The following is a 16129-nucleotide window of genomic DNA, read 5'->3' as shown; positions in this document are numbered from 1 at the left end:
CGGCCACATCCACCACGCACACTCGAAGCCCTGCAGAAGGTGATCACCGAGCACGACAACAAGATCAAATCAGGCAGTAGTTGATTTACGGCTCCTTCTCTGCTTTCTTCCCGTCAACACGAGACGGGAGTAATCGGGATAAGTTCGGTGTCGACCGCTGCGACGCGTCGCGAATTGAGCACGAGGTATTTGGCGTGGAGCTGACCGCGGGCGGCATCGATGCTGGTACCGATTTGGCGTCGCCTGGTCGCGTGGACGCCGCGGTGGATGAGCCCGTTCACGAACTCGTCCACGTGTCCGGACGATGGCGCGCGGTACTCAGGCACAGCTCCCGCGGCCTCGTTGTAGCGAATGACACTGATATCGTCACGCGCCGCGCCGACATACCCGCAAACCCCCCATTTCTGAAGCGAAAAGGGCCTTCTCGACCTGTTCGTCCTGCTGTACGTCCAGGAGCGTCAAGGGGCGGAGACGGGGGCCGACCCGCTCAGCGAGGTCGGCCCGAAGGGCGGCTGGGAGGGAGTGGACTTCGGCGAAGGTCTCGGCACTCGAACTCTGCCAGGCGCTGAGCAATTGCCGGAACCGGAACGCCGGTGCCCCCGCCTCGATGAGGTGATCGCGAATCCGTATCCATCGGCTGCGCGCTGTCGGGATGGTGCTCACGTGTCGCCGTCCGCAGGCAGGACCTCGCGACCGCGGTAGAAGCCACAGTGCTGGCAGGCGCGGTGCGGCGGCGTCAGCTTTCCGCAAGCGGAGTTCGTGCAGGGAGCGAGAACCGGTGCGCTCGCTTTCCAGTGCGCGCGACGGTGACGAGTACGGGAGCGGGACGTGCGGTGCTGCATGGCAATGGTCTTCCGTAAGTGGTTGCAAAATTCAGCGGAGCTGACGGGCAACCGACCACAGTCCAAGCGTCAGTGCGGTAATGGAGCCGATGCGGGGGCCGAGAGACCTGACAGCACGCCGCGTGGTGGGGCTGCAGGTCGGATACGGCGAGAACCAAAGAAATGGCGAGGCCGACATCATGTGCGCTCGCGAGCAGAGACTATTGACCGAGGTCGGTACGTGCGAACGTGCCAGCGCGGCTCAGCAGGAAGACCAGCCGGATGAACGAGGCGGATCAACTGCTCTGTCAGAAGGATTGACAGATATCACAGGTGAGGGAGCAGTGCTCCCGCGCGTGATGGCCACCGGCAGTTCGGTGGCTAGATTCTGTCGACCTCAATCAGCATGGCTTGATGCTATCAGCCCTGTGGGCCGACGCTGCTTTCAGCTTCGGCAGGGGAGGGGCCGAGGCACGACGACGGTGTGCCGGCGCTCGGCGGCTTCAACCACCCTCTCGGCGAGGCAGCGGCGTTGCAGACCTTTCGGTTGCGCAGCCGAGCGGTCAGCCACCGGCTGCCCACGCGGCGGATCGCCGCCGGTGTCTGGTAACCGGTCAGCAGCCTCTGGTGCAGATCCCGGTCTCCCAGGCCCAGGCGGCGATTTCGACGCGGTTGCGGGCAGTGAGTTTGCGCTGGATGTTGCCGAGGTGCGTCTTGACCGTGGACAGGGTCACATAGAGCTCGGCGGCTACTTCTTCGTTGGTGAATCCCTGAGCCACAAGGCGTACGACGTCGACTTCGCGCTGGGTCAGAGGCTCGGGGAGCCGGGACGTCCTGCGCCTCGTGGTGGTGCGTCTTGAGCCGGAGGGTTTCGGCGCAGGCAGTGTCATGCGCTCAAGGAGTCGGACGGTGATGGAGGGGGAGATCAGGGAGTTGCCTGCGGCCGCTGCTCGTACGGCTTCGGGGAGCAGGGCAGGGGCTCCGTCTTTGAGGAGGAAGCCGCAGGCACCATTGCGCAGGGCGCGATAGACGTACTCGTCGTCGTCGAAGGTGGTGGCGATGAGGACGTTCAGCGGGTCGGTGATGCCGGGCCCGGCCAGCAGCCGTGTCGCTTCGAGGCCGTCTTGTTCCGGCATCCGGATGTCGAGCAGGCATACGTCCGGACGGAGTCGGCGTGCCGCTTCGACGGCGGCGGCGCCGTCGGCCGCCTCAGCAACGACTTCCAAGTCCGGTTGCGAGTCCAGGATCATGCGGAACGCACACCGGACCATCTCATGGTCGTCCGCGATCAGGACCCGGATTGTCATGAGTCCATGATTACAGGTTGTGATAGACGCGAGCGTCGTGCGGGGAGGGGGAGGTCAGCGACCACCTGCCATCCCACGTGGTCGATACGCCGTCCTGCGGAGACGCGGCCGCCGACCGCTTCGACCCGCTCGGCCAGGCCGAGGAGGCCGTATCCCTCACTGCCCGTCTTCCGGCTGTGCTGCGATCCGTCGCTCCGGCCGTCGTCGCGCACCTGCACTTCCAGCCGCTCGGGGTCGCCAGGCCTCACGCGAACGTCTACCGTGACCTGACCGACATGGTCGGCGTGTTTGCGGATGTTGGTGAGGGATTCGCGTACGACGCAGTGAATTGCGGTAGTGAGCTCGGGTGGGAAGCAGTAGTCGGCGAGCCGTGCGTCGAGGGACAGGGCAGCGGACGAGTCGGCCCGGGAGAACTCTTCGGTGAGATCCCGCAATCGGGTCAGGTCGCCCACAGGACCGGTGGCGACCGAAACCACGGGATCACGCAGGACCGAGACCATGCCGCGCATGGACTCCATCGTCTGCATCCCCGCCTCCTCGATCCGGGCGAAGGTCTTGTCCAGCTCCTCCGGGCTCGGCGCGTGTCCTGCCTCGGAGGCAAAGCGCACGGCCCTGGCTTGAGCGACGATCGCGGTGACATGGTGGGCCACGAAGTCGTGCAGATCACGGGCGTATTCCAGACGCTGGGCCTGCCGGTCGGCCGCCCTCTCGCGATCGCGCAGCGTATCGGCGAGGCGTAGATACAGGCCCAGTGCGACCATCAGCACCATGGCCAGCAGGATCCCCGGTCCCAGGTAGTCAGACACATGGGGATACTCCCGCTCCGGAAGCCGCAGGGGCAGCAGAATGGCTGCGACGGCCGCCCCGGCCGCCGGCGTGACCGCCCGTAGTGGCGGGTACTGACGCACGGCGCGGGTGATCAACAGCAGCAACGCGCCCAGCTCGGTCAGTCCCGGCGTGACCTCGGGCCGGTGGGTCAGCTGCATGCTGGCCACGGACAGTGCGCAGGACATGACCACGGCAGCAGCTGCGGTCATGGGGAAGCGCGCCGGAGGCACGAGCAGTGCTGCCACGCATACGACTCCGCTCGCGACGGTGGCCGCGGTCGTCGGTGCGTAGCCGGTCGCGAGTCCCTCGGCGATGAGCAGGGCGAGCACGAGGGTACCCGCCAGACCGAGCAGGAACTGCTGGGTTCGGGTACAGGCGCGAAAGGCGTGAATCACAGCAACCAACGTACTGCTGCACCGGATACCGCCGCCCCGGCCATTCGGCCGACATCCGGCACCTGATCGTTTCGGTCTTCCGGTTGATCCGACGCAGCGCCACCGCGGCGGATCATCGGAATGCGGGACACGCCGGAACGTGTCCTCACCCGTCGCCTTCGTTCCTTTCATCTCGCTGGTCGCGCGAGTCAGCCACGCTGGAGCCCTCTGTAATGAAGCCCCGCTCGGGAAAGACAGTCCGCCCCCTCATCGCACAGTCGGCGCGCCGGCTCACCGCGCCTTCGCCGGCTGCCGCGTCGCCGCCGCCCGAGCCCTCGCCTCCAAGCCGGAGATCGTCTTCGCGGACGAGCCCACCGGAAACCTCGACTCCCGCTCCGGCGCCGAAGTCCTGGGCTTCCTACGCGACTCCGTGCGCCTGCTGGGCCGGACCGTGGTGATGGTGACCCACGACCCGGTGGCGGCCTCGTACGCGGGCCGGGTCGTCTTCCTTGCCGATGGCCGCATTGTCGACGACATGGCCGCCCCGACGGCCGACAGAGTGCTTGAGCGCATGAAGGGCTTCGACGCCAGCCGCCGTACGACCTGATCAGCAGCCGACAGCCACCCGCCCCCCGGGCCCACTCCCACAGGAACGAACTGACCATGTTCCGTGCCGCCTTGCGCAATGTGCTCGCGCACAAGGCCCGGCTGCTGATGACCGTGCTCGCCGTCGTACTCGGCGTGGCCTTCGTCTCCGGCACCCTGGTCTACACCTCGACCGTCTCCGACGCCTACGCGAGAAGCTTCCACAAAAGCTTCGTCGATGTCGACGTCGCCATCCAGCCCGGCCCGGACGCCGGGCCAGGTGCCGATCCCGAGCTCACCTCTGCACTGCTGAACGAGGTGGCGAAGCTGCCCGGCGTGCGGTCGGTGACGGGTGCGGTGCACGGCTTCACAGCCGTCGCCGACAAGAACGGCGCACTCCTGGGCCACGGTTGGCCCACCCAGGGTGCCAACTACTACCCGGGCACCAGTGGCGAAGACGCCCGGTACTCGATGGACGACGGCCGCGCACCCACCGGCCCCGACGAGATCGCGCTCGACGTCGCGACCGCCGAGCGTGCCGGCTACAAGGTCGGCGACACCGTCCGGGTCTCCGTCGACGGCCCGGTGCGCGAGGAGGAGCTCGTCGGCGTCTTCACCACCGACGAAGGCGAGGCCGCCGCAGGCGGTTCGCTCACCCTCTTCGACACCCGGACCGCACAGCAACTGTTCAGCAGCCCAGGAACATTCAGCCAGATCGATGTCAAGGCCGCCCCCGCCACCTCGCCGGACGACCTGCAGTCCGCAGTCGACAAGGTGCTGCCCCGGAACGTCCGGTCCGTCACCGGCCAGACCCTCGCGCAGGACCAGGCTCTCAGGGTCGAGTCCCGCGTGAGCAGCCTGCGCTCCACCCTGCTCGTCTTCGCCGGCATCGCCCTGTTCGTCGGCATCTTCCTCATCGCCAACACGTTTACCATGTTGGTCGCCCAGCGCACCAGGGAACTCGCGCTGCTGCGCGCGGTGGGCGCCACGCGCCGCCAAGTGACCCGTTCCGTCCTCGTCGAGGCGTTCCTCGTCGGGCTGGTCGCGTCAGTGGCGGGGCTGACCGGCGGGATCGGCGTCGCTGTCGCGCTGCGTCCGCTGACCGCCGCACTCGGAAGTGGCGGGCAGGCCCTCCCCGACGGCCCCCTGGCCGTGACCCCAGCCGCTGTCATCACCTCGTTCGCCACCGGCATCTGCGTCACCATGCTGGCAGCTTGGCTGCCCGCCCGGCGCGCGGCCAAGATCCCGCCCGTGGCCGCGATGAGCAGCGTGCACGCGGTCGCCACTCCCCGTTCCCTGGTCGTACGCAACACCATCGGCGCCCTCGTGGCCGTGGCAGGCATCGCTACCGTGCTGGCCGCCACCACTGGCATGGACCGACAGGACGGACAGAACACCGTGGCCCTGGGCGGCATGATCCTGCTGACCGGAACACTCGTGCTGACCCCTCTGCTGTCCCGCCCGTTCCTTGCCGCCGCAGCACCCGTGCTGCGTGTCTTCGGTACCTCCGGCACGCTCGCCCGCAAGAACGCACTGCGCAACCCGCGTCGCACCGCGGCCACTGCCTCGGCCCTCACCGTCGGCCTCACCCTGATCTCCAGCCTGACGGTGATCGCCGTCAGCACCCAGCAGGGCATCGACAAGATGGCCACCGCCACGCTCAAGGCCGACTACGTCATCGAGATGGGCAACTACAACCCGCTCTCGCCGGAGGTGGAAAAGCAACTCAAGAAGGTCGAGGACGTCAGCGCCGTCAGCCCCCTGCGTGAAACGCCGGTCCGCGTCGACGGTGACGACACCTACGTCACCGGCGTCGACGCCACCACCATCGGCGACTTGGTCCGGCCCGACTTCACCGACGGCTCCTTCACCGGATTCGGCGGTCACAACGTCGTCGTCGCCGCCGACACCGCAACAACGTACGGCTGGTACAAGGGCACCACGCTTCCGGTGACCTACCAGGACGGCAAACGCGCCACGTGGACCGTCTCCGGGGTCTACCAGGGCACGGACCTCCTGCGGGGCATCATCACCGACACCCACACCCTCGACCCCCACCTGGACGCCCTCGACTCCCGCCAGATCCTGGTGAAGACCACAGGCGGTCCCAGCCACACCGGCAAGCAGTCGATCGGCAAGGCCCTGGGCGACAGCCCGGCGATCCTCGTCCAGAGCAAGCAGGACCTGTCCGCCGCCATCGCCGGCAACATCACCGCGTTGCTCAATATCCTCTACGGACTGCTGGCCATGACCGTCCTCATCTCCGTCCTGGGCGTCGTCAACACCCTGGCCATGTCAGTCTTCGAACGCGCCTCGGAGATCGGCATGCTGCGCGCCATCGGACTGGACCAGCACGGCACCAAACGCATGGTGCGCCTGGAATCGCTGGCCATCTCCCTCTTCGGCGGTGCCCTTGGCGTCGGCCTGGGTGTCTTCCTCGGCTGGGCCGGAGGCCATGTACTCGCCGCCGACATGCACACCTACGAACTGGTCCTGCCCTGGGGCCACATCGCCCTCGCACTCGCCCTCGCCGCAACCATCGGCGTCCTCGCCGCACTGCGGCCCGCCCGCCGCGCCGCGAAGCTCAACCCACTCACCGCCATCAGGACCGAATAGCCACGTCGGCCGGCCACCGAATCACCTCAACAAGCCCCCTCGATCAATCAGTTGGCGGCCCGCAGTCGGGATCGTCCACGTACGCTCCGTACGAGGACGCCCCTCCGCCTTGCGATGCACCGCATCCGACGCCGCGCGCTGATCCACCAGGGATTGCGGGACAGCCTAGTGCCGGTCACGGCACCAGGACGGTGGCGAGCGCAGTGCGACGGCCATGAGCGAGGGCGCGGCCGACGACGAACAGGACGCTCGGGCCGGGAATCGCGATCACGACGAGGGACATCGTGGCGAACGCGAGAAGGCTTTCGGTGCTCACCATGGGCCGGTACTTCCTGATCTGTCCCGCGCAGCCGGTGGGCTGCGCGCGGTGCGTGCGTGCTGTACGAGGGGCGCCCCCGCCCGGGCGGGGGCCGGGCGGCGCGGTTACCGGGAGAGGGAGGCGACCTGGGCGCGGGGGAGGCGGGCCAGGGCGGCGGAGCCGATCCGGAGGGTGCGGTCGGCCGCGCCGGCGCCGCAGTGGACGGTCCGGTCCGGTTCGGCGACCGCGGTGTCGATCAGGCACGGCACCCCGGGCCGGTGGCTGACCGGCGGGACGCCCCCGGGTACCAGGCCCTCCGCGGCAAGGAGGCCGGCGTCCGCCGTGCGCGGCCGGGAGCGGCTGGCGCCGATGACGGCCGCGAGGCGGGCGAAGTCCACCCGGTCCTCCGCGCGCAGCGCCACGAGCAGCAGCGGGATGTCCGGGGCGGTGAAGGCGAGCGTCTTGACCGCCTGCGACCAGGGAAATGGCAGCGCCTGGCGCTCGGCGACACTGTGCGCGGCAGCGTGCTCGTGGACGGTGTACTCGGCCTGTCCCCCTCCGTGATCTCCCGCCACCTCCACCAACTCACCCAGGCAGGACTCACCACCACCCCACGCGAGGGCTGCCACGTCCTCTACTCCCTCGACCCCACCCGCCTCGACCAGATCGCCACCGCCCTCACCGCTCTCGCTCCAGGGCCCGGAGTCTGAGCGAACGCTGCTGCGCACCCCCCGGGGGCATCGCCGGACCGGGAGCAGGTCGTCTGTCGGCAAACGATCGGATGCCGACAGGCACGGCAGGCGTCCAATGAACCCGTACATTCCGCGACGCCGGGGCGCCGCCGACCACCTCGCCGTTCTCGACCGAGAGGCCGTCCCAGTCGGTGTGGAGGCGGTAACGGATGAAGACGCCGGCGATGTCGACGAAGGCTCGGCTTCGCGCTCGTACCCCGACAGGCGGCAGCGGCCGTGGCCGCCCTCCGCTCCCCGGCCGTACAGCGTGCCAGCTGCCACCTGCCGATAGAGCATTGGAAGTATGGATAAACTGTCAATTTTTCGACAGTTGCATGTGCGGAGTGCTCGCTCCGGGGACGAACGGGGAGTCCCGCGCCGTTCGCGGAGGCGGCGCCTGCGCTCACTGCTGCGCGTGCGGAGTGTCGCGGGCCAGGTGTTCCTCCTGCAGCTGGCGGTGGTGGGGATCATGGTCGTCGCAGCGCTGGGGGCGCTGGTGTTCCAGGCCCGGCGCCAAGGCACGGAGGCGGCCCGCAGCGAGGTGCTTGCCGCCGGCGAGGCGTTCGCCAACTCTCCGGGGATCGTGAAGGCGCTGGACGGCCCCGATCCCACCGCAGTGCTTCAGCCGCTTGCCCAGAAAGCCGAGCAACGGTCCAACCTCGACAACCTGGTCGTGGCCACGACAAGCGGCATCCGTCTCACCCACCGTGACCCGCACCTGATCGGGAAGCACTATGTCGGCCCGTACAAGGAGGCCGCGCACGGCAAGGCTTTCACGCATATCGTGGCGGACCCCCTGGGGCTGTCCGTGTACGCGGCGGTCCCCGTGTTCCGGCCCGACGGCTCGGTCGCCGGCATCGTGACTCCCGAGATCACGGTCGAGAACGTGAACAAGACGGTGGAGCGGCAGCTGCCTGTGCTCTTCGGTGGCGCCGGAGGCGCGCTCGTTCTGGCCGGTAGCGGGTCCGCGTTGGTGAGCGCGCGGCTGCGGCGCCAGACCCGGGGGCTCGACCCGATCGAGATGACCCGGATGTACGAGCACCATGACGCGGTGCTGCACGCGGTTCGGGAGGGGGTGCTGATCATCGCAGGGGACGGGCGGCTACTGCTGGCCAACGACGAGGCGCGGCGGCTGCTGGACCTGCCCGCGGACGCGGAGCGGCGCCACGTCACCGACCTCGGCCTGGCGCCGGACATCGCCGGGCTGCTGGCCTCCGGACGGACGGCCACCGACGAGGTTCACCTCGCGGAGGACCGGCTGCTGGCCGTCAACCTGCGACCCGTCGGCGACGGCGGCCAGGCGGGCAGCGTGGCCACGCTGCGCGACACCACCGAGCTGCGTGCCGTGACGAGCCGGGCGGAGGTGGCACGGGCGCGCCTGAGGCTGCTGTATGACGCGGGGGTCCGGATCGGCACCACGCTGGACGTGGTACGAACCTCCGAGGAGCTGGCCGAAGTGGCCGTCCCCCGGTTCGCCGACTTCGTCACCGTCGAGCTTCGGGACCCCGTCCTGCGAGGCGAGGAGCCGGACGGCCCGAGCACCGAAATGCGCCGCACCGCCGTCTGCGGCATCCGCGACGACCAGCCCCTCTTCCCGGTCGGCGAGCTGATCCGGTTCGTGCCTGCGAACCCCATAGCCGCTGGTCTGGCAGCAGGCCGTGCGATGCTCGAGCCCGACCTGGCTGCTTCCGAGGGCTGGCGTGCCCAGGACCCGGAACGCTCTCGGAGGATCCTGGAGTACGGCATCCATTCCCTGGTCTCGGTACCGTTGCAGGCGCGCGGCATCGTGCTGGGGACGGCCGACTTCTGGCGTTCGGAGAACCAGCCCTTCGATGAGGACGACCTGTCCTTCGCCGAGGAGCTGGCCGCCCGCGCGGCCGTGTGCATCGACAACGCCCGCCGTTACACCCGTGAGCACACGATGGCCGTCACCTTGCAGCGCAGCCTGTTGCCCCGCGAGCTGCCCGAGCAATCCGCCGTCGAGGTCGCGTACCGCTATTTGCCGGCCCAGGCCGGAGTGGGCGGCGACTGGTTCGACGTCATCCCGCTGCCCGGTGCCCGGGTGGCCCTGGTGGTCGGCGACGTCGTCGGCCACGGCTTGCACGCCGCCGCCACCATGGGCCGCCTGCGCACCGCCACCCACAACTTCTCCGCGCTCGACCTGTCACCCGACGAACTCCTCGGTCACCTCGACGAGCTCGTGGCCCGCATCGACCAGGAGCAGACCGCCGAGGGCAACGGTGCCGCCATCACCGGCGCCACCTGCCTGTATGCGATCTACGACCCTGTCTCCGGCCGGTGTGTCGTGGCCCGGGCCGGTCACCTGGGCCCTGCCCTCGTCCACCCCGACGGCACCGTCACCTTCCCCGACATCCCCGTCTCCCCGCCCCTCGGCCTCAGCACCGGCCTGCCGATCGAAAGCGCAGAGCTGCACCTGCCCGCCGGCACCAGGCTCGTCCTCTTCACCGACGGGCTCGTCGAAAGCCGTGACCGCGACCTCGACACCGGCCTCGAACTTCTGCGAGAGGCCCTCGCCCATCGAGACCACACTCCGGAACAGACCTGTCGGACGGTGATCGACGCCCTGCTGCCCGCCCGCCCCGGCGACGACATCGCCCTTCTGGTGGCTCGCACCCGGATGCTCGACCCCGAGCAAGTCGCCGAGTGGGACGTGACGGGCGGCCCCACAGCCGTGGCTCCCCTCCGCTCCGCCTGCGCCCGCCGGCTGGAGACCTGGGGCCTGGACCAGGCCGCCTTCACCACCGAGCTGATCGTCAGCGAGCTGGTCACCAATGCCATCCGCTACGGCGCCGCCCCCGTCCGGCTTCGCCTGCTGCACGACCGCAACACCCTCCTCTGCGAGGTCTCCGACGGCAGCAGCACCTCTCCGCATCTGCGCCGGGCGGCCATCACGGACGAGGGCGGACGCGGCCTGTTCCTCATCGCCCAGTTCGCCCAGTGCTGGGGCACCCGGTACACCGACCACGGCAAGGTCATCTGGGCCGAGCAATCGCTGCGCGACGGTGCAGCCGAGCCAGGTCACGCCATGGGCGACGATCTCCTGGGCCAATGGGATGACGAGGCGCTGTGACGGCCCTGCCCTCGCGGTACGGGCAGACAAACAGCTCGCGCCGTGGAGGCCGTGACCCCTCCCACGGCCCTCGGTCGGCAACGGGCCCGCCCACCGCCGGGCCGGCTGCCCGACGGAAGGGCGCCCGTGGACGGTTCCCACCTTCACCATGTGATCGATCGGTCAGGGAGGCGGTCGCGGACCAGGCCCCCAGGCCTGACCCGGCCCCGGATCAGCCCGCGGCGGAGTCCAGCAGGTGTGCCATCCACTCCTCGATGCCGTCGGCCGTGCGTGGCAGGGCGCCCGACATCAGGCGGGCGCCGTCCGCCGTGACGACCAGGTCGTCCTCGATGCGCACGCCGATCCCGCGCAGCTCGGCCGGGAGGGTCTCGTCGTCCGGCTGGAGGTAGAGGCCGGGCTCCACCGTGAAGACCTGGCCCTCCTCCAGGACGCCGTCCAGGTAGGTCTCCGACCGGGCCTTCGCGCAGTCGTGGACGTCCAGGCCGAGCATGTGACCGCTGCTGCACAGCGTGTACCGCCGGTACAGGTCGCCCTCCGCGTTCTTGAGGACACCCCACTCCGCGAGGCCCTCCGCGATCACCCGCATGCCGGCCCGGTGGAAGTCGCGGAAGCTCGCCCCGGGGCGCAGGGCGGCCATCCCCGCGTCCTGGGCGGCGAGGACCAGTTCGTAGACCTGCCGCTGTAGCGGGGAGAAGCGACCCGACAGCGGCAGGGTGCGCGTGATGTCGGCCGTGTACAGGGTGTCGGTCTCCACGCCCGCGTCCAGGAGCAGCAGGTCCTCCCCGTTCAGGCGGCCGTCGTTGCGGATCCAGTGCAGGACGCACGCGTGCGCGCCGGAGGCGGCGATGGTGTCGTAGCCGGTGCCGTTGCCCTCGGCCCGGGCGCGCAGGCCGAAGACCCCCTCGATCCACCGCTCCCCGCGCGGGTGCTCCAGGGCGCGCGGCAGCGCCCGTACGACGTCCTCGAAACCGGCGGCCGTGTGGTCGACGGCCAGCTGCAGCTGGCCGACCTCCCACGCGTCCTTGACCAGGCGCAACTCGGACAGGGCGGCGGCCAGTTCGGCGTCGGTGGCGGCGTCGCGGCCCACCGGTGAGCCGAGTGTGTCCAGATGTGCGCAGCGGATGCCGGTGAGGCGCTCGGCCTCCGCCAGGTCGGGGCGGCGACCCACCCAGAACTCCCCGTAGCGGCGGTCCCGGTAGAACTCCTTGTTCCCGTCCGCCCGCGGCGAGCGCGGCCGCAGGTAGAGGACCGCTTCGTGTCCGTGCGGTCCCGACGGCTCCATGACCAGGACGTGGCCCGCCTGGTCCTCGCCGGTCAGCCCGGTCAGCCACGCGTACGCGCTGTGCGGGCGGAAGCGGTGGTCGCAGTCGTTGGAGCGGACCTTCAGCTCACCGGCCGGAACGATCAGCCGCTCGCCCGGGAAGCGGGCCGAGAGCCGGGCCCGGCGGGCCGGGGTGAGGTCGCGGCCGGGGACCGCCGCCGGTCCGGCCGCCGCCACGGCGACCGCCGCCTTCTCCTCCGGGGCCCCAGTCGCGAACCCCTTCGACGAGGTCGACCGGCTCGCCACCGCGCAGGAGCACACCCCCGCGCCCGCGCCCGCCCCCGGCGGTACCGCCCTGACGGCAGGTCCCGGGCGCGGCGACGCCCGCCACCGCGCCCGCCGCGCGCACCGCACGCCCTCGCCGGCGCCGTTCCCTGCACCCTCGACGGAATCAGCGGTCTGACCCCGGAGCAGTTCGCCGACTTCCTCGCCGACCAGGCGGTCCTCGCCGACGGCTGTCTGCGGAACCTCATCTGGACCTGGGGCGCCCGCCTCGCCCCCGTCATGTCCGACGCGCACGTCCAGGCCGTCTCCCGCCGCATATCCGGCCTGGCCACCACCCACGACGGCCGCAACTCCTCCCACCTGGAGGAGATGTTCACCTACCTGCACGCGGTCGCCTACCACGACTTCCCACGCGACGAGATCGACGTCACCGACGCCCCGACCACCGCCGCGATCCGCAAGGCCATCGACGACTTCGGCAACGCCGCACGCACCTTCGACATCACCCCCTCCAACGCCCGCACCCTGCGCGAGGCCCTCTACGCCGCAGGCCCCGGCCTGCGCCAGCACCAGCTCGGCCTCATCAAGAAGGTCCTGGCCACGATGGACCCGGCCCACCCCGCCACGAACCTCGACCCCGCCTGGGCCGGCGCCGTCCTCGCCGCGCTCTCCACCAACTACCTCGGCGTCTACCCGGGCAACCAGGACACCGCCTTCCACACGGCCGTCTCCGCCGACCCCGCCTACCGGGCCGCCTTCAAGGCCTTCGCCGGCTACACACACCTCAAAGGCACCACCAACGCCTGGGTGGCCCGCGACGCGCTGGGCGAGTACGGCCGCTTCGGCCAGATCCAGGGCCTGCGGGGCAGTCATGCGTGGGCCGCCGCCCTCGGTGTCGCCGTGACCAACAAGGTCGCCGGGACGTCGAGTTGCAGCTGCGAGGGCCCGCTCCGCAGCTGATCCGCACCGGATTCCGGCCCTGACGGACCCGCCCCGGAACGGAGGCGGGTTCGCCCTGGGCAAGCCCTAAAGAATGTGACATATTACTGCCGTGCTCACCAGACACTCCGTGGACACCGTGATCATCGGCGCCGGCGTCGTCGGAGCGGCCTGCGCCTACTACGCTTCCCGCGCCGGGCTCACCGTGGCCGTGGTCGACCGCGGCCCGGTCGCCGGCGGCACCACCGGCGCCGGCGAGGGCAACCTGCTCGTCTCCGACAAGGAGCCCGGCCCGGAGCTCGACCTCGCCCTGTACTCGGTCGGGCTGTGGCGCGAACTCGCCGCCCTCCTCCCGCGGGAGATCGAGTACGAGGCCAAGGGCGGCCTCGTCGTCGCCCCCGAACCGGCTTCGCTCGACGCCCTGCGCCACTTCGCCGAAAGCCAGCGCAAGGCCGGCGTCGAAGCCGCCGAGGCGGGGCCGGCCGACCTGCCAGGGCTGGAACCGCACCTGGCCCCCGGCCCGGCGGGCGCCTTCCACTACCCGCAGGACGCCCAGGTCCAGCCCGCGCAGGCGGCGGCCCGGCTGCTTGCCGCGTCGGGCGCCACCGTGTACCCGGGGGAGGAGGTGACCGGATTCGTGCGCTCCGGCGAAGCCGTGTGCGGGGTCCGCACCCCGCGCCGCCGCCTGCTCGCCCCCGCCGTGGTCAACGCCGCCGGCACCTGGGCGGGCGCTGTCGCCGAACTCGCCGGAACGAGCCTGCCCGTGCTGCCGCGGCGCGGCTTCGTCCTGGTGACCGAGCCGTTGCCCCGGGTGGTACGGCACAAGGTCTACGCCGCCGACTACATCGCGGACGTGGCCAGCGGCTCCGCCGCGCTCCAGTCCTCGGCGGTCGTCGAGGGCACCCCCTCCGGCCCGGTCCTGATCGGCGCCACCCGCGAGCGCGTCGGGTTCGACCGCTCCCTGTCCACCGAGGCGCTGCGCCGACTGGCCGCCCAGGCCGCAGCCCTCTTCCCGGTGCTCGCCGACGTCCGCGTGATGCGGACCTACCACGGCTTCCGCCCCTACCTCCCCGACCACCTCCCGGCCATCGGCCCCGACCCGCGCCGCCCCGGCCTGCTGCACGCCTGCGGGCACGAGGGCGCCGGCATCGGCCTGGCCCCCGCCACCGGAGCCCTGATCGCCGCCGCCCTGACCGGAGCCGAGCCTCCACTCCCGCCCGGCCCGTTCCGGCCGGACCGGTTCCCCGCCGAGACCCTGGAGGAGAACGGCCGATGACCCCGACACCCCGCTCCCTGGTCGGCGGCGCCCCGCGCGCGGTCCACCGGATCTCCTTCGACGGCCGCGAACTGCCCGCGCAGGAGGGGCAGAGCATCGCCGCCGTGCTGTGGGCCGCCGGGATCCTCGCCTGGCGCACCACCCGCGAGGGCGGCGCCCCGCGCGGCGCGTTCTGCGGCATCGGCAGCTGCTACGACTGCCTCGTCACCGTCAACAGGCGCCCCAACCAGCGGGCCTGCCTGGTCCCCGCCCGCCCGGGCGACGCCGTCACCACCCAGGAAGGAACGGGCCATGACGACCTGGCCGTCTGAAGCGGAGCCGCCCGCCGACCTCGCCGTCGTCGGGGCCGGGCCCGCCGGGCTCGCCGCCGCCGTCACCGCCGCCGGGCACGGGCTGCGCGTCACCCTCCTCGACGCCGGGGAGCAGCCCGGCGGGCAGTACTACCGGCGGCCCGCGCCGGGCCTGGGCGCAGCCCGGCCCGAGGCGCTGCACCACGACTGGTCCGCCTTCGCCGCCCGCGAAGCCGCCCTGCGCGCCCACGTGTCGGCCGGCCGGATCACGTACCTCCCGGCCCACCACGTCTGGACCGTGGTCCCCGGTGGCGACGGCGCCGACCACGGCCGCTGGCTGCTGCACACCGTCGCCGGGCAGGGCCCCGGGGAGGCCGCCGCGACCGTCACCGCCCGCGCGGTCCTGATCGCCACCGGCGCCCACGAACGCCAACTCCCCTTCCCCGGCTGGACCCTGCCCGGGGTGGTCGGCGCCGGCGGCGCCCAGGCCATGCTCAAGGGTGGGCTGGTGCTGCCGGGCCGCCGGGTCGTCGTCGCGGGGAGCGGCCCGCTGCTGCTCGCCGTGGCGGGCTCGCTCGCCGCCGCCGGGGCCACCGTCCCGGCCGTGGCCGAGGCGTCGGCCTACAGCGGCTACGCCGGCCGGGCGCCCGCCCTGCTGCGCAACCCCGGCAAGCTGGCCGAGGGAGCCCTGTTCGGCGGCGTCCTGCTGCGCCACGGCATCCGCCTCCTCAGCCGACACGCCGTCACCGAGGCCCACGGCACCGACCGGGTGGAGGCCGTCACCGTGACCCGGCTCGACCGCGACTGGCGCCCGCTGCCCGGCACCTCCCGCCGGATCCCCTGCGACGCCCTCGCCGTGGGCCACGGCCTCGTGCCGCAGCTGGAACTCGCCACCGGCCTCGGGTGCGCCACCCGCCGCGACCCCGACGGCACCGTCGCCCTGGAGCTGGACGCCGGGCAGCGCACGTCCGTCCCCGGCATCTGGGCCGCCGGGGAGACCGGCGGCATCGGCGGCGTCCAACTCGCCCTGACCGAGGGGGAGATCGCCGCGCACGCGGTCGCCGGCCGGCCGGTGCCCGCCGCGCTCGCCCGGCGCCGCTCGCGGCTGCGTGCCTTCGCCGCCGCGATGTCGGCCGCCCACCGGCCCGGGCCCGCCTGGACCAGCTGGCTCCCGGACGACGCCGTCGTGTGCCGATGCGAAGAGGTGGAGGCCGGACCTGTCCGCCGGGCGGTGGAAGAGCTCGCAGCGCGGGACGCCCGTACGGTCAAGCTCCTCACCCGGGCCGGCATGGGCTGGTGCCAGGGCCGGATGTGCGGCCCCGCCGTCGCCGCCCTCGCCGGAACCGGGCCCGCGCCCGACCGGCGGCCGCTGTCCTGCCCGCTCCCGCTGCGCCACCTGGCCGAACTTCCCCCGGCCGACGGCTGAT

General features: G+C 71.5%; 11 protein-coding genes and 3 pseudogenes. 7 read left to right on the top strand and 7 right to left on the bottom strand.

What is annotated here, in order from left to right:
* Positions 1-659: 659 nt before the first annotated feature.
* The 4 genes and pseudogenes from rpmF to AB0E67_RS33855 all read right to left on the bottom strand — a co-directional run bounded on the left by rpmF (position 660) and on the right by AB0E67_RS33855 (position 3351).
* Positions 660-842: a 50S ribosomal protein L32 gene (gene rpmF / locus AB0E67_RS33870; RefSeq protein WP_360112722.1), complete on the bottom strand. Its 183-nt coding sequence runs from the start codon at positions 840-842 to the stop codon at positions 660-662.
* Between the two features lie 454 nt (positions 843-1296).
* Positions 1297-1442, bottom strand: a pseudogene (locus AB0E67_RS33865) (IS110 family transposase); the annotation flags it as partial.
* Entirely contained in the window at positions 1436-2128 is a 693-nt protein-coding gene (locus tag AB0E67_RS33860) for a response regulator transcription factor (protein WP_362034234.1), read from the bottom strand. The pseudogene AB0E67_RS33865 and the gene AB0E67_RS33860, both read right to left, overlap by 7 nt.
* Positions 2125-3351 (bottom strand): histidine kinase, encoded by a 1227-nt coding sequence (locus AB0E67_RS33855; protein ID WP_362034240.1) that lies wholly within the window; start codon positions 3349-3351, stop codon positions 2125-2127. The genes AB0E67_RS33860 and AB0E67_RS33855 overlap by 4 nt, the downstream gene beginning before the upstream one ends.
* Positions 3352-3643: 292 nt before the next feature.
* Between AB0E67_RS33855 and AB0E67_RS33850 the strand changes: the two are divergent.
* Both AB0E67_RS33850 and AB0E67_RS33845 read left to right on the top strand, forming a co-directional pair.
* Positions 3644-3937 (top strand): annotated as a pseudogene (locus AB0E67_RS33850) (ABC transporter ATP-binding protein); the annotation flags it as partial.
* A 56-nt stretch (positions 3938-3993) separates the two neighbouring features.
* Positions 3994-6531, top strand: a complete 2538-nt coding sequence (locus AB0E67_RS33845) for an FtsX-like permease family protein (RefSeq protein ID WP_362034232.1) — start codon at positions 3994-3996, stop codon at positions 6529-6531.
* A gap of 184 nt (positions 6532-6715) precedes the next feature.
* Here AB0E67_RS33845 and AB0E67_RS33840 read toward each other — a convergent pair.
* Together AB0E67_RS33840 and AB0E67_RS33835 are read right to left on the bottom strand one after the other, a co-directional pair.
* Positions 6716-6850 (bottom strand): annotated as a pseudogene (locus AB0E67_RS33840) (LysE family translocator); the annotation flags it as partial.
* 104 nt (positions 6851-6954) lie between these two features.
* The gene (locus AB0E67_RS33835) at positions 6955-7458 is read right to left on the bottom strand and encodes a YbaK/EbsC family protein (protein ID WP_362034229.1); all 504 of its coding nucleotides are present in this window, start codon (positions 7456-7458) and stop codon (positions 6955-6957) included.
* A 517-nt stretch (positions 7459-7975) separates the two neighbouring features.
* Between AB0E67_RS33835 and AB0E67_RS33830 the strand changes: the two genes are divergently transcribed.
* Positions 7976-10651, top strand: a complete 2676-nt coding sequence (locus AB0E67_RS33830) for a SpoIIE family protein phosphatase (protein WP_362034226.1) — start codon at positions 7976-7978, stop codon at positions 10649-10651.
* A 211-nt stretch (positions 10652-10862) separates the two neighbouring features.
* Here the strand turns inward: AB0E67_RS33830 and AB0E67_RS33825 are convergent, their stop codons facing one another.
* Positions 10863-12218: an aminopeptidase P family protein gene (locus AB0E67_RS33825; protein WP_362034223.1), complete on the bottom strand. Its 1356-nt coding sequence runs from the start codon at positions 12216-12218 to the stop codon at positions 10863-10865.
* Between the two features lie 258 nt (positions 12219-12476).
* Between AB0E67_RS33825 and AB0E67_RS33820 the strand changes: the two genes are divergently transcribed.
* The 4 genes from AB0E67_RS33820 to AB0E67_RS33805 all read left to right on the top strand — a co-directional run bounded on the left by AB0E67_RS33820 (position 12477) and on the right by AB0E67_RS33805 (position 16128).
* Positions 12477-13157, top strand: coding sequence for a M9 family metallopeptidase N-terminal domain-containing protein (locus AB0E67_RS33820; protein ID WP_362034221.1), 681 nt, complete (start codon positions 12477-12479; stop codon positions 13155-13157).
* Positions 13158-13248: 91 nt separating this feature from the next.
* Positions 13249-14412, top strand: coding sequence for an FAD-binding oxidoreductase (locus AB0E67_RS33815; RefSeq protein ID WP_362034218.1), 1164 nt, complete (start codon positions 13249-13251; stop codon positions 14410-14412).
* Positions 14409-14723 carry a (2Fe-2S)-binding protein gene (locus AB0E67_RS33810; protein ID WP_362034215.1) on the top strand — a complete coding sequence of 105 codons (315 nt, stop codon included), beginning with the start codon at positions 14409-14411 and terminating at the stop codon, positions 14721-14723. Before AB0E67_RS33815 ends, AB0E67_RS33810 begins: the two co-directional genes overlap by 4 nt.
* Positions 14704-16128, top strand: a complete 1425-nt coding sequence (locus AB0E67_RS33805) for an NAD(P)/FAD-dependent oxidoreductase (protein ID WP_362034212.1) — start codon at positions 14704-14706, stop codon at positions 16126-16128. Before AB0E67_RS33810 ends, AB0E67_RS33805 begins: the two co-directional genes overlap by 20 nt.
* Position 16129 lies beyond the last annotated feature (1 nt).

It is taken from the genome of Streptomyces sp. NPDC032161 (assembly GCF_040636995.1).
Classification (GTDB): domain Bacteria; phylum Actinomycetota; class Actinomycetes; order Streptomycetales; family Streptomycetaceae; genus Streptomyces.
This window is presented reverse-complemented; position numbering and strand designations above follow the sequence as displayed.